Source organism: Bradyrhizobium sp. LjRoot220, assembly GCF_964252915.1.
Classification (GTDB): Bacteria; Pseudomonadota; Alphaproteobacteria; order Rhizobiales; family Xanthobacteraceae; genus Bradyrhizobium.
Map to the genome: position 1 here is coordinate 543,327 of NZ_CAXUPS020000001.1, position 13,672 is coordinate 556,998.

At 63.5% G+C, this 13,672-nt stretch carries 10 protein-coding genes; 3 read left to right on the plus strand and 7 right to left on the minus strand.

The genetic code is table 11. From position 1 onward, the window contains the following. Positions 1-20: 20 nt before the first annotated feature. The 7 genes from ACSQ84_RS02375 to ACSQ84_RS02405 all read right to left on the minus strand — a co-directional run bounded on the left by ACSQ84_RS02375 (position 21) and on the right by ACSQ84_RS02405 (position 10,709). Positions 21-2,171 carry a thiamine pyrophosphate-dependent enzyme gene (locus tag ACSQ84_RS02375; protein WP_436210038.1) on the minus strand — a complete coding sequence of 717 codons (2,151 nt, stop codon included), beginning with the start codon at positions 2,169-2,171 and terminating at the stop codon, positions 21-23. 144 nt (positions 2,172-2,315) lie between these two features. Beyond that, positions 2,316-3,926, minus strand: coding sequence for an ATP-dependent acyl-CoA ligase (locus tag ACSQ84_RS02380; RefSeq protein ID WP_436210039.1), 1,611 nt, complete (start codon positions 3,924-3,926; stop codon positions 2,316-2,318). Then, the gene (locus ACSQ84_RS02385; protein WP_436210040.1) at positions 3,902-4,729 is read right to left on the minus strand and encodes a cyclase family protein; all 828 of its coding nucleotides are present in this window, start codon (positions 4,727-4,729) and stop codon (positions 3,902-3,904) included. Before ACSQ84_RS02385 ends, ACSQ84_RS02380 begins: the two co-directional genes overlap by 25 nt. Beyond that, entirely contained in the window at positions 4,726-5,970 is a 1,245-nt protein-coding gene (locus tag ACSQ84_RS02390) for an SDR family NAD(P)-dependent oxidoreductase (RefSeq protein WP_436210041.1), read from the minus strand. Before ACSQ84_RS02390 ends, ACSQ84_RS02385 begins: the two co-directional genes overlap by 4 nt. Before the next feature lie 13 nt (positions 5,971-5,983). Then, positions 5,984-7,153 (minus strand): thiolase family protein, encoded by a 1,170-nt coding sequence (locus ACSQ84_RS02395; protein ID WP_436210042.1) that lies wholly within the window; start codon positions 7,151-7,153, stop codon positions 5,984-5,986. 5 nt (positions 7,154-7,158) lie between these two features. Then, positions 7,159-7,878: an ABC transporter ATP-binding protein gene (locus ACSQ84_RS02400; RefSeq protein ID WP_436210043.1), complete on the minus strand. Its 720-nt coding sequence runs from the start codon at positions 7,876-7,878 to the stop codon at positions 7,159-7,161. After that, on the minus strand, positions 7,875-10,709 hold the full coding sequence (locus ACSQ84_RS02405; protein ID WP_436210044.1) for an ABC transporter permease subunit: 2,835 nt from the start codon (positions 10,707-10,709) through the stop codon (positions 7,875-7,877). Before ACSQ84_RS02405 ends, ACSQ84_RS02400 begins: the two co-directional genes overlap by 4 nt. A 158-nt stretch (positions 10,710-10,867) precedes the next feature. On the opposite strand from ACSQ84_RS02405, the gene ACSQ84_RS02410 reads away from it, so the two are divergent. The 3 genes from ACSQ84_RS02410 to ACSQ84_RS02420 all read left to right on the plus strand — a co-directional run bounded on the left by ACSQ84_RS02410 (position 10,868) and on the right by ACSQ84_RS02420 (position 13,668). Further along, a complete protein-coding gene (locus tag ACSQ84_RS02410) occupies positions 10,868-11,353 on the plus strand; it encodes a winged helix DNA-binding protein (protein ID WP_212438290.1) in 486 nt (161 codons plus the stop codon). Between the two features lie 263 nt (positions 11,354-11,616). Further along, positions 11,617-12,804, plus strand: coding sequence for an ABC transporter substrate-binding protein (locus ACSQ84_RS02415; RefSeq protein WP_436210045.1), 1,188 nt, complete (start codon positions 11,617-11,619; stop codon positions 12,802-12,804). Positions 12,805-12,885: 81 nt separating this feature from the next. Further along, positions 12,886-13,668 carry an aspartate/glutamate racemase family protein gene (locus ACSQ84_RS02420; RefSeq protein WP_436210046.1) on the plus strand — a complete coding sequence of 261 codons (783 nt, stop codon included), beginning with the start codon at positions 12,886-12,888 and terminating at the stop codon, positions 13,666-13,668. Positions 13,669-13,672: the final 4 nt, after the last annotated feature.

Here is a 13,672-nt window from a genome sequence, read left to right on the forward strand (position 1 = left end):
ATGTTCATCCGGTCATGCCCTCAAACCAGCGCGAGGCGGCGACGGTCGCGGCGTCGCTGCAGGAAGCCGATGATGCTGCCGCGCAGCTTCGCCATGAACTGATCGAAACCGGTCGGGTTGTGGATGATATCGGCGCGGTAGAATGACGGGCACAGTACGGCGGCCTCCGCCACCTCACCGCAATTGCCGCAGCCGACGCAGCTATTGTCGATCGCAGCTACCGGATCGTCCTTCAGGGGATCGCTGGTGTGCTTCACCGAAAGAGAGGGACAGCCGGACAGGCGGATGCAGGCGTGGTCGCCGGTGCAGACGTCCTCATCGACGCCAAAGCGCTCGCGCACGACGCGCTCGCCACCCTTCACGGCCTTGCTGAACAGAGGTTTGATACGGCGCTGCTTGTTCAGCATGCATTCGGACGAGGCGACGATGATCTTTGGTCCCTTGTCAGTGCTTGTGAGCGCTTCCTTCAGCGTGTCGCGCATTTTGGCGACATCATAGGTGCGGTCGATCTGGCGCACCCATTTTGCGCCGATTCCCTTCACCGCCTCGGTTATCGGGTGGTTGGTCGAGCGCGATTTGTTGTCGGCGCGGGACGACAGGATGTCCTGGCCGCCGGTGGCGGCGGAATAATGATTGTCGACAACCAATATGACGCCGTCATGCTGGTTGTAGACGGCATTGCCGATGCCGCTGGTCAGGCCGTTGTGCCAGAAGCCACCATCGCCGATCACGGCGATAGAGCGCTTGTCGGCCTTCACGTTGAACGCGGACGCCGAGGCGGGGCCGAGGCCGTAGCCCATCGTGGTCGCGCCGATATTGAACGGCGGCAGGATCGAGAACAAATGGCAGCCGATGTCGGCCGCGACATGATGCGGCCCGAGGTCCTTTTCGACGAGTTTCATCGCCGCGAAGATCGGCCGTTCCGGGCAACCGGTGCAGAAGCCCGCGGGGCGCGCCGGCACCACTTCGGCCAACGCCTTGATCTTATCGTGGGCAAGGATCGATGGATCGTTCGGGGCACGGATCCGGTCCGGCAGCGCGCCGGGCGCGGCCGCGGTGAGGAAGTTGCGAAGCCCCGCCGCCATCACGGCCGCGGTATACTCTCCGCCGATCGGCAACTCGCCCTTGCCGTAAATCCTGGTCGGGATATCCGCCTTGCGCAGAATTTTGTGCAGGGCCTGTTCGATGTAATCGGGCTGGCCTTCCTCGACCATCAGCACCGCGCGTTTCGATTGGCAGAAGGCGACCAGCTCGTCGTCGATCAGGGGATAGGTCACGTTCATCACGTAGAGCGGAATGCGGGTATGGCCCCAGACGTCCGCAAGGCCAAGGCCCTGCAGCGCGCGGATCACGCCATTGTACATGCCGCCCTGCAGGATGATGCCGACGTCATCGATATCGCCCTCGAAGACCTCGTTGAGCTTGCGCGCCTTGATGAAGGCGATCGCGGCCGGCCATCGCTGTTCGATCTTTTCCTTCTCGTGCTGGTAGGAGGCGGGCGGCAGCACAATGCGGTTGGTATCCCGACGTGGATTTTCCAGCGCCTGGGCCAGCGTGAATTCAGGGCGCTTGTTGTCCTTGGCGACAAAGCGCCCATGAACGTGGCAGGAGCGGATGCGGACTTCGAGCATCACGGGCGTGTTGGTCGCCTCCGACAGCTCAAATCCGTCCTCCACCGCTTTCACGATGGATTCGAGGTTGGGTCGGGGATCGAGCAGCCAGATCTGGGATTTCATCGCAAAGGCATGGCTGCGCTCCTGCATGATAGAAGAGCCTTCGCCGTAATCCTCCCCGATCACGATCAACGCGCCGCCGGTGACACCGCCTGAGGCGAGATTGGCCAGCGCATCGGAGGCGACGTTGGTGCCGGCGGTCGACTTCCAGGTGACCGCGCCGCGGATCGGATACATCACGGAAGCGGAAAGCATCGCGGCTGCGGCTGCCTCGGACGCCGACGTTTCGAAGTGAACGCCGAGCTCGCCGAGAATTTCCTGTGCGTCCGCCAATACGTCCATCAGATGCGAGATCGGCGCGCCCTGATAGCCGCCGACATAGCCGACGCCGGATTGCAGCAGCGCCTTGGTGATGGCCAGAATCCCTTCGCCGTGGAAGACATCCCCGTTGCCTAGCTTGAGGTCCTGGACCTCACGGGCGAAAGAGCGTTCAGCCATGACGCATTTCCTTCGGCTTGGGCGATGGCGATGAGATGACCAGACCGGTGCGCCATCTCCACGCGGGTCGTCGCCAACGACGGCCACGTGTCGGATCGGCAAAAAGGCTAAGCCGGTATATTTTAAGTGTCAAATAATTATCCATTATTTGGCACCCCGCTTCAGCCGGTAGCCGGCCGCTTCGCGATCCCAGGTCGATGCCGTCACGCCACGCTCGCGCAGCTCGTATTTCCGGATCTTGCCGTTCTCCGTTCGCGGCAGCTCCGCGACAAAATCGATGAAACGGGGCACTGCGAAATAGGGCAGCCGCGGGGCGCAGAACTCCATCAATTCGGCGTGCGGGATCGCTGCTCCCGGCCGCACCACGATCGCGGCCATCACTTCATCCTCTGCAAGTTCCGACCGCGCGGGAAAGGCGGCGGCCATTTCGATGTCGGGGTGAGCCAGCAACACCTGTTCGACCTCATAGGAGGAGATGTTTTCGCCGCGGCGGCGGATCGCGTCCTTGAGCCGGTCCACAAAACGGAAATAGCCGCTTTCGTCACGGATAACCCGATCACCGGTATGGAACCAGAGATTCCGCCAGGCTTCGACGGTCTTCTCGGCCATGCCGAAATAGCCGCTCGCAAACGCAAATGGCTCGTCGGCGCGCAGCACGAGCTCACCGGCCTCGCCATCCGGCAGTTCGACGTCGTTGCTATCGACGACGCGGGCCTGAAAACCGTCGATGATATGGCCCATGGTTCCCGGCTTTTGCTTCTGCGGCGACGCACCGATGACGAAATTGGTTTCGGTCGAGCCGTAACCTTCGAGCAGCGAAACGCCGGTGCGTGCAGCGAATGTCGCGCCGAGACCGGCGGGAACGCCGGGTCCAAGCCCGATACGGACCTTGTGCCCACGTTCGTCTGGCCGCGGTTCACCCGCCAGCAGGATCGGCACCATTGCGCCGAGCAGATAGATCGCCGTTGCTTCGTTGCGGATCATGGCCGGCCAGAAACCGGAGGCCGAGAAGCGCGGTTCGAGCACCATGCGCGCGCCACCGAGGAGCGCCTGGGCAAAGGTATTGAGCGCATTGATATGGAACAGCGGCAGCGTCGTGCAAAGCACGTCGTCGGCCGTCACGCCCAGGATACGGCACGAGTGAGCGCCCCACCAGTAATACTGCGCATGCGGGCACATCACGCCCTTGGATGGTCCCGTCGTGCCGCTGGTATAGATGATCGCGAGCGTATCGCCGGGACTGACAGGTGCTGCCGCGATCGGGGCGGCGCGCGGTGGCATGACCTCCATCGACGGCGCTGCACCGCCGGGTGGGGCAGCGCCGCCGATCACCCAGATTGAACCAAGCGATGCCATGCCTTCGGAGACATGCGCCAGGCGCTCGACGAATTGCGCCTCGATCGTGAACAGCCGCGCGCCGCAATTGGACAGGTAGTAACCGATCTGCGGTCCCATTGCCGCGGTGTTGATCGGGACCGCGATGGCGCCGATCCAGCCACATCCCAAAATGATCTCCAACATTTCAAGGCGATTGGAGCAGAGGATCGCGACCCGGTCACCGGCCGAAACGCCAGCCGCGCGCAACGTCGCGGCTCGGCCGGCCGCGATGTCGCGTGCGTCGCGGAACGTCCATGAATCGTTTGCGCAGGAGACTAACGTGCGGTCGCCATGACTGATGGCCTGAAGCTCGAGCATGCGCGGCAGCGTCCGGTCATCCGGTGCAAGCGGAATCATGCCGGGCGCACGGAGGTACATGGGCGCGACACCAGCGCCAGCACGCGCAACGGGCTGCCGCTGCCTTGCTGGATCTTCAGCGGCGCCGCGATCAGGGAGGCTCCGGTCGGTGGCAGCAGGTCGAGATTGGTCAGGCATTGCAGGCCGTAGCGTCCGGCACCGTGCATGTAGTAATGGCACGGATAGGGAGGCAAGAAATGCGCCGCCTGGCCCGCATCGGTGCCGATGGTTTCGGTGCCGAAGCCGAGCACGTCGCGCTCGTTGAGCAGGAAACGTACCGCGTCCGGATCGGGGCCGGGCGTGTGCTGTCCGACCTCGTCGAAATTCTGATAGGCCGCCGGATCGGTCTTCTTCGACCAGTCGGTTCGCATCAGCACCCAGCATCGCGGTGGGATTTTGCCGTGCACGGCTTCCCAGGCTTTGATGAAATCCGGCGTCAGCAGGAAGTCGGCATTATCTGCGGATTCCCTGGAGCAGTCGATCACCACGGCGGGCGCGATGAAATCGGCGACCGGGATCGTATCGGTCGAGCTGTTGGGCAGATCGCGGCCCGAGACCCAATGGATCGGGGCGTCGAAATGCGTGCCGGTATGTTCGCCAAAGGACAGATTGTTCCAGTACCAGGCGCCGCCGCGTTCGTCGTAACGGGAAATCTCTTCCATGCGGAAGGCGCGGCTCTGGCCTATTTCCGGCGGCATCACGATGCTCGGAAAATCCGGGCCAAGCGTCTGTGTGAGATCGACAATGCGGATCGCGCCGGTGGCGAGTGCTGCGGTGAAGCCCGCCAGGATCTCGAGGCCGGGTGCTGGATCATGCGGTTTCATCGGCCAAGCTCCCGTTCCAGTGCCTTCGGATTGTCACGAAAACGCGCGAGCCAGTCCTGCGCGATGTCGCCGGGATAGACGTCCTCGACCGATCCTTTGAGCGCGCCGATGATGGCGCGAGCGACCGCGGATGGCGCCAATTTCGGCGGCAGCAGCAGCTGATTCCATTCGTCGTCGATCGGTCCCGGAAAGATGTTGACGACCCTGATGCCGGCGGTGCGCATCTCGGCCCGAAGCGCCTGCGCGACCGAAAGGGCCGCGGCCATCGACGCCGAATAGGTCGCGTGCTGCGGAAAATTGGACAGCGCATAGATCGACAGCAGGTTGACCCAGGCGACCGCGCTGGCGTCGCCATCGGCGCCGCGCGACTGCATGACCGGACCGAACGCCTGCGCTAGCCGCAACAGGCCGAAGCAATTGGTCTCCATCTCCGCCCTTGCGGTTTCGACGCCGGTGCGGCCGAAGATTCCGAACGTGCGATGATGCTCTGATGTGTTGATCACGATGTCGACCTTGAAGCCGAGTTCGGCGGCAAGTTCGTTGACCGATTTAGTGTCGGTGACATCGAGCGGAACCAACGTCACCTTCGGCAGTTCCGCAATCGCCGGCCAGCCCGGCGGGTTCTTCCAGGGTTCGCAATGGCCGGCCCAGACGAGGTCGGCGCCGGCCTCCAGCACCGCTTTCACGACAGCCTGGCCGACGGGTGACTTGGCGTCGGTGACCAGCACTTTGCGGAATCTTGGATCCGACGTGAAATTGCGCAGTTTCGGCTCGTCGGCGAGTGCGGTATCGCCACCATCAGGCTTGGCGACGAGCGCGGCCTGGCCGGCGCGGTCGAGCACGGCCTCGACACGTACGGCGGACGGCGCCGGACCGCAGCGCGCGTCGAGATGGGCGACGAGGCTGACACCTTCGGCCAGACGTACCAGTCCGAGCCGCCAGGGCATACGTTCGCGAAAGAACAACTCCTGGGAATGATGCAACGTAGTCTCACTGACGAGTTCGCCGCGTCCGCTCATCACGGTCCATTCGAGTTCGGCCGACAGACAGCGAACGCAGGCCTCGCGCGGCGGATATTGCACGGTGCCGCAGGCCGCGCAGCATTGCAGTTCGAGGTTGCCCAGCGCCGCGCCGCGAACGAGGCCGAGCGCAATCCGGCTGCGGCGGTCCGGCGGCAGCGTCGGCGCGCGCGTCTTCAGGATCGGGTTCTTGCGCTTCGGCCGTTTGATTGTTTCACTCATCATCAAGTCCCAATCATGTTGCGGCGAGAATGGCGGCACCTGTGCAAAGGCCCCGGTCGAAATTGATCATGCCGAATCCGGAGACCAGCGCGTGGCGCGCGTTCTCGACCCGGGCGCCGAGCGTCTGTCCCGTGACTTGCCGGATTGCCTCGACGATCCCGAGCGTGCCGCCGGCGGCACCGGCTTGGCCGATCGATAGTTGGCCGCCCGAAGTGTTGAAGGGAAAGCTGCCGTTCGCTTCAAAAGTATTGCGACGAATGAAGTCCGGCCCTTCGCCCTTGCCGCAGAAACCGAGGTCCTCGATCTGCAGCACGCAGATGACAGGATAATCGTCATAGGCCTCGAGCAGGTCGATGTCTTCAGGCCCGACGCCCGCGCTTTCGTACAGGCGATCGCGGTCCATTGCCCAGCCGCCGCGGTGCTGCACCGGATCGTCAGGGAATGCGTTGTGCCGCTCGATGGCGCCGGTCAGCCGCGCGTGCGGCAGCCCAAGGCGCCGCGCCCGATCCTCGCTCATCACAAGAAAGGCCTCGGCGCCCGCACACGGCATCACGCAATCGAACAGCCGAAGCGGGTCGGCCACAGGGCGGGCCGTGAGATACTCGTCAAGCGTCAGCGGCTTCTTGAACAGCGCATGGGGAAAGTGCAACGCGTTCGAACGCTGGGCAACGCAAAGCTTGCCGAAATCCTCAGGCTTGGCGCCATAGGTGCGCATGTAATAGGCCGTCAAGAAGGCAAAACTGGTGTTGGGACCGCCGGCGCCATAGGGATAGACCGCGTCCTGCGCGAACATACTGAAGGTCGCCGTGCTGAGACGGAAGCTGTCGACATGGTTGGTGTCGCCGGCGATGCAGGCGACGATCTCGGCGTCACCTGCCTGAACCGCGCGTGCGGCGCGGCGCAGGCTGACAATGCCGGACGCGCCGCCCATCGGTACGTGATCGAGCCAGCGCGGCGTGAGGCCGAGATGCTGGGTCAGGCCGACGGCACTGTCGGGCGCCAGCGTGAAGCTCCCCACGCACAGGCCGTCGACTTCGTCCTTGGAAATGCCCGCGCCATCGAGCAGCGCCTTGAGCGCGCGGGCGATGAACCAATGCGCGCCGCGGATGGAGAAGCGCTCATAGGGCACGGTGACGGGAACCGCGACGGCGACCCCGTCGTAACTTGCAATGCGGTTAGCCATGGCGGTCAATGCCCTCCGCCAAGATAAGTTGCCTGCACGCGCGCATCGCCGAGCAGGCTGCTGGCTTCACCGTCAAGCACGATCTCGCCGGTTTCCAGCACGTAGCCATAGTCCGCGATTTCGAGCGCCGCCTTTGCATTCTGCTCGACCAGCAGGATCGAGACGCCGGCGTCGCGCAGGCTAGCCACAATGCGCAGGATATCACGCACGATCAGCGGCGCGAGGCCGAGGCTCGGCTCATCGAGCATCAGGAGCCGCGGCGCCGACATCAGCGCGCGGCCCAGCGCAAGCATCTGACGTTCGCCGCCCGAAAGCGTGTCGGCGCGTTGCGCGCGCCGTTCGGCAAGGCGTGGAAAACGCCCGTAGGTCTCCTCGAGCGCGCGGGCCACGAAGGCACGATCCGAACGGCGCGGGTAGGCGCCGAGCACGAGATTGTCGTAGACCGTCAACTCTCCGAACAACTCCCGCGTCTCGGGTACCAGGCAGAAGCCGTGCTCGACGCGGGCCTCGACGTCCAGCTTGAGCAGATCCTGGCCCTCGAAGATGAGCCGGCCACGCGACGGCAAGAGGCCAATGGTGGCGGCAAGCAGAGTGGTCTTGCCCGCGCCGTTCGGCCCGATTACCGTGACGATCTGGCCCGTTTGCAGCGACAGTGACACGCCGCGCACGGCTTCGACCTTGCCGTAAGCCACATGAAGGTCTGTGATCTCGAGCATCGCGCTCATAATACGCCTCCGAGATAGGCTTCCTGCACCTTCGGATCGGCGCGGACCGCTGCCGGATTGCCCTCGACCAGCTTGCAGCCGAACTCCATCACAACCAGCCGGTCGACCAGTCCCATGACGAAATCCATGTCATGCTCGACGATCAGGATCGTGACGCCTTCGTCGCGAATTTGGCGCAAGACCTTGGCAAGCGCCTCCTTCTCGGGTGGCCGCAGGCCTGCGGCCGGCTCGTCCAGCACCACCAGCACGGGATCGGCCGCCAGCGCGCGGGCAACTTCGAGGATGCGCTGTCCGCCGAGCGGCAGGTTGCCGGCGAGTTCGTAAGATTTGTCGCCGAGGCCGACGCGCTGCAATTGCCGCTGGGCCTCGTGCAGCGTCCGCCGCTCCTCGGCGCGGTCGAGGCGCAGCGCGCTCTTGAGGAAGCCGGTCGCGGTGCGCGCATAGGCGCCAAGGGCGACGTTGTCGATCAGGCTCATGTTCGGCCGCAGTTTGACGTGCTGGAATGTTCGCGCGATGCCCTTGCGCGCGATTTCCATCTGCGGGCGATAGGTAATGTCCTCGCCCAGAAAACTGATCCGACCGGAATTGGCCTGCAGCGCGCCGGTCAGGAGGTTGAACATCGTGCTCTTGCCAGCCCCGTTCGGGCCGATCAGGCCCAGGATCTCACCGGCCTTGAGGTCGAAGCTCACCTTGTTGACGGCGGTCAGTCCGCCGAAGGTCCTCACGGCATTTTCGACGTTCAGAATCAGCGTATCAGTTTTGGGCAGCGCGCGGCGCGGCATCGCGTCGGCGGTCGCGGGCGCCGGACGCTTACCCTTGGGCAGGCGTTTGGCGATGAAAGCAATGAGGCCGCCGCGGGCATTCTGCAGCAGTAGGACAAGGAGAATGCTGAAAGCGATGATCTCGAATTGCGCGGGGTTTTTCGTCACCAGCGGCAGCACATCCTGCAGCCAGTTCTTGAGCAGCGTGATCAGGGCCGAGCCGGCAACCGCACCTGCGATATGGCCGGCACCGCCCGCCATCGCCATTAGCAGGTATTCGATGCCGGGCTTGACGTCGAAGGGAGCCGGGCTGATGAACCGGTTCATGTGCGCATAGAGCCAGCCGGCAAGCCCGGCGAGCAGGGCCGCGATCACGAAGGTGACAAGGCGAATTCGAAAGATGTTGACGCCGAGGCTCGCGAGCAGAACTCCGCCGCCACGCAAGCTTCTGATCGCACGGCCCTCGCGGGAATTGAGCAGATTGGCGCTCGCCAGCATCGCGAGCCCGACCATCAGCCAGATCAGGTAGAAGATGGTTTGCGACGAGATCAGCGGGACCGATGCGATGGTGATCGGCGGGATGCCGGCCATGCCGGTGTTCTGCCCGAGACCCGGGACATTGCCGAACAGGAAATAGATCGAGATGCCCCAGGCGATCGTGCTGAGCGAGAGAAAATGCCCGCCGAGCCGCAGCGTCAGCGCGCCGATTGCCAAAGCCGCAAGCCCGGTCATTGCCAGCGCCAGCAGCAACCCGGCCCACGGCGACAAATTGAGCGTCACGGTCGCCCAGGCCGTCGCATAGGCGGCGATGCCGACAAAGGCGGCTTGCCCAAACGACGTCATGCCGCCGATGCCGGTCAGCAACACCAGCCCGAGCGCGACCAGCGCGGAGATGCCGATATAGTTGAGCAGCGTGATGGCGAAGCTGCCGAGCAGTGCAGGCGCGATCAGCAGAGCGATGATGGTGGCACTGATCAGGCCGATGCGAAGCGGCGTGCTCAGCACGATCGCGTCGGGCATTTCCATCTCCTCGCCCTCCTCGTCGGCATGCCCGGCCGATTTCCAGGACTGCCAGAGCAGCACCGGGATCAGCAGGCCGAACACGATCACTTCCTTGTAGGAACTGCCCCAGAACGAGGCGAAGCTTTCCATGATGCCGACGAATACGGCGCCGAGCGCTGCGATCGGATAGCTGGTGAAGCCGCCGATGATGGCGCCGATAAAGGCCTTCAGCCCGATCATGAAACCGGAATCGTAATAGATCGTGGTGGTCGGGCCGATCAGGATGGCGGAGACGCCGGCAAGTAGCGAGGCGATGAAATAGGCGATCGTGCCGGTGCGTGCCGGCCGGATGCCGACCAGCCGCGCACCGATGCGGTTGACCGCGGTCGCGCGCAGCGCCCGGCCTGACATCGAGCGCTCGAAGAACAGGAAGAACAGCAGGCTGAGCAGGGCGGCGGTGACCAGCATCAGCAAGACCTGCGCCGATACGATGACGCCGCTGAAGCTGTAGATGCCATCGACCAATGGCCGAATGCGGAAACCTTCGGCGCCGAAGAACATCAGGCCCAGTCCGCTGACCGCGAAATGAACCGCCAGCGCGATGATGAGCAGGACCAGCACCGAAGCATCGGCGGCGGGCCGAAACGCAATGCGATCGAGCAACGGGGCGATCGGCAGCACGAGCGCCAGTGCGAGGATGATCTGCACCGCCTGGGGCAGGGCATGCGATGCGGCGAACCAGGCCAGCACGCAGGGAACAAGCGGCAGCAGGCCATACATGAAAAGCGAACGTGGGATCCGCGCGTGTTCGCCTGATCGATAATGGCCGGCCGCATCGACCACGGTTGCGATGGCTGCGAGGATCGCGACCAGCCAGATCGTCCCCGGCACCCGGCCAAGTTCGAACGCGGCGATCGAGAGTACGCAGAACGCCGTGATGTCTCCGAATGGAACGAACACGACGCGGGTGACCGAAAAGATCAGCACCAGGCCGAGCCCGGCCAGCAGATAAATCGCTCCGTTGGCGATGCCATCGAGCAGCAGAATGATGGCGATTTCAGTCGTCATGCGGTTCAGCGCCTTGATTAGTCAGTGTAATACATTAAATTGCTGTTTGAAATTGACATTTGAGGAGGCATTCTGTGGCCAAAAAACAAGCAGTTTCGGCGCAGATAGCGGCAGCAGTCGCCGAGCCAGCCGCCGAGATTTCGCCGATCGAGCAGACCGTGAACGCGTTCGAATATGCCGCCTGGCATTTCGGTTCGGCGTTCGCGCGCTGGCGGCGCGACTGTCTGGGTGCCATGCCAACGAACGCGCTGGGCGGAACCGAGGCTTCGATCCTGCACGTGCTTCATCTGAATGGCACGCCGAAGGGCTTGAGCGATGTGGCCCGGCTTCTGCACCGCGATGACCTTGCCAATTTGCAATACGGACTGAAGAAGCTGCTTTCCCTGGGTTTTATCGAGAAAGCGAGCAATGGAGCCTCGCGCCGCAACACCACTTACGTGCCCACCGAGTCTGGCCGTGCGATCGTCGACGCTTATCTGCAGCACCGGCGCGACACGCTGGTCCGTCTGGTCGGTAGCATGTCCGGTACCCAGGACGCGCTGCAGCAGGCGACCTCGATCTTGCATGTGATGACCGGGCTTTACGATCAGGCCAGTACGATCCTTTCCAGCCAGATCGGCGACACCCTCGGCCTTCGGCCATAAGGCATGAATTGCAACTTTAATCGGTAAGTTGATCATGTGAATTGCCTCTTGACTGAGGCCATACTGCACGCTTTTATATTTTATGTCTAAAACATTTTTTGTCCGGAATGGCGGATGGCGCGGCTGTGAACAGTAAATCAAGCCACGACGCGGGGATGAACCGGCGGCCATGCCGCCGTCGGCCTGCCATCGCTCCGGCCCCCCACTTCTTCAGCAGCCCGGCCGCCATCGACTGACCGGCGGCCCAACAGGAGGTAGCGACGATGAGCAGACAGATGATTTCGCGCCGAAAAATTCTCGTCGGCGGTGCAGCGCTCTCCGGTTTCGTCACGGCTCCCGCGATTCTTCGGGCGCAATCCGATCCGATCTCCGTCGGTTTTGTGACCGGTCAGACCGGACCGGGTGCTTCCATCGGCATTCCCTATTCAAGAGGGATTGCTGCGGCCATGGCTTACCTCGATACGATCGAGGGTCATAAGATCAGGCTGGTCCAGATGGACGATGGCGGCGATCCGTCGGCATCGACCCGAAACGCCCGCAAGCTCGTCGAAGAAGAAAAGGTCGACCTGTTGATCGGGACATCGGGCCTGCCGGGATCGGTCGCGATGGCGGCGGTCGCCGGCGAGCAGAAGGTGCCGTTCGTTTCCATCTCGCCGCTTCCGCCGACGGCGGGCAAGGGTGACGGCGGCTTCTGGGCGATTTCGATTCCGCAACCGCCGCCGCTGATGGTCGCGGCGGTGGTCGCGCAAATGCAAAAAGCCGGCATCAAGAGTCTGGGCTATATCGGCTTCAGCGACGCCTGGGGTGATCTTGTCTACAATGCGCTGTCCAAGACGGCCGCGCCCATTGGCATCAAGATCCTGACCGACGAGCGCTATGCGCGCCCCGATACCACGGTGACCGCGCAAACGCTCAAGATCATCGCCGCCCGGCCTGATGCCGTCATGACCGGCGGTTCGGGAACGCCGGGGGCACTGCCCTTCCTGGCGCTGCGCGAGCGCGGTTTTCGCGGCCCGATCTATGGCACGCACGCGCTGATCAACCCTGACTTCATCCGGGTCGGCGGCGCGGCCGTCGAGGGCGTTCTGGCGCCAACCGGCCCGGTGATCGTCGCCGAGCAGTTGCCCGACAGCAATCCCGTGAAGAAGGTCGGTCTGGAATTCCGCGCCGCTCATCTCAAGGCCAACAACGTGGCCTCGACCGACGCCTTCTCGGCCTATTCCTTCGATGGCTGGCTGGTTTTCGCCGCCGCGGCCAAGCGCGCGCTCGCTTCGAATCCGCCCGGCACGGCCGCCTTCCGGGCGGCGTTGCGCGATGAACTCTATCGCACCAAGGACGTGGTGGGCTCGCACGGCGTCTACAATTACGGTCCGAATGATAATTCCGGTGTCGACGAACGCGCGCGCGTCATCGTCACGCTCGAAAAGGGGCAGTGGAAACTGCTGGCCTGAGCAGCGGCCCCGATCATCGCGCCGCAGTCATAATAAAAATCCGCGCCGTCCACAGGACGCGCGCGGAAGGAGACGCCCGCCATGAAGCCGATCCGCATCTGGTATCAGAGCTACGTCGATTATGAGAACGGCAAGACCTATTGGGACCGTTTGCGCAAACACCTCGATGACATCGTCGAGCCGGGCACCACGGTCGACATCAAGGGCATTACCCCCCACGATTCCTATGCCCACGCCATCGTCGAATTTCGTTGCGCACGGGAAGTGATCTGCAATGCGGTGCGGGCCGAACGCGAGGGCTACGATGCCTTCGTGATCGGCCACTTCCAGGATGCCGGCCTCTACGAAGCCCGCTCGGTCGTCGACATTCCGGTTCTGGCGCTCGGCGAATCGTCGATGCTCTACGGCTGCCAGCTCGGCCAGCGGAGCGGCATCATCACGATCAATCCCCGCTACATTCCCTGGTTCCACCACCAGATCACCAAATACGGGCTTGAGCGCCGCGTTGCGGGTACCCACGCCATGACGTTCGAGCCCGGACAAATCCTGAAGGCCTATGAGTCAGAAACGCTGGCGCGCGAGGTCGAAGAGCTGTTCGCCGAACAAGCGCGCCCGCTGGTGGCGAAGGGCGTCGAAGTGCTGATCCCGGGCGGCGGCATCCCGATGCTGTTGTTTGCAGCGCTTCGCAATCACGCGATCGACGGCGCGCCTGTCATCAACGGCATCCCGATCGTGGTGAAGATGGCTGAAATGGCGGTCAAACTTCGTCGCCTCACCGGCCTCGGCGTCAGCCGCGCCGGGGAATTCGTCAAGCCGCCCGCCGAGATCATCGGGGAGTTCATGACGCATCCGAAGCTCGGTTAGGGCG

Excerpts from the sequence above, each read along its gene's own strand:
- ACSQ84_RS02375 (WP_436210038.1), bottom strand. The coding sequence starts at position 2,171 with ATGGCTGAACGCTCTTTCGCCCGTGAGGTCCAGGACCTCAAGCTAGGC.
- ACSQ84_RS02380 (WP_436210039.1), bottom strand. The coding sequence starts at position 3,926 with ATGTACCTCCGTGCGCCCGGCATGATTCCGCTTGCACCGGATGACCGG.
- ACSQ84_RS02385 (WP_436210040.1), bottom strand. The coding sequence starts at position 4,729 with ATGAAACCGCATGATCCAGCACCCGGCCTCGAGATCCTGGCGGGCTTC.
- ACSQ84_RS02390 (WP_436210041.1), bottom strand. The coding sequence starts at position 5,970 with ATGAGTGAAACAATCAAACGGCCGAAGCGCAAGAACCCGATCCTGAAG.
- ACSQ84_RS02395 (WP_436210042.1), bottom strand. The coding sequence starts at position 7,153 with ATGGCTAACCGCATTGCAAGTTACGACGGGGTCGCCGTCGCGGTTCCC.
- ACSQ84_RS02400 (WP_436210043.1), bottom strand. The coding sequence starts at position 7,878 with ATGAGCGCGATGCTCGAGATCACAGACCTTCATGTGGCTTACGGCAAG.
- ACSQ84_RS02405 (WP_436210044.1), bottom strand. The coding sequence starts at position 10,709 with ATGACGACTGAAATCGCCATCATTCTGCTGCTCGATGGCATCGCCAAC.
- ACSQ84_RS02415 (WP_436210045.1), top strand. The coding sequence starts at position 11,617 with ATGAGCAGACAGATGATTTCGCGCCGAAAAATTCTCGTCGGCGGTGCA.
- ACSQ84_RS02420 (WP_436210046.1), top strand. The coding sequence starts at position 12,886 with ATGAAGCCGATCCGCATCTGGTATCAGAGCTACGTCGATTATGAGAAC.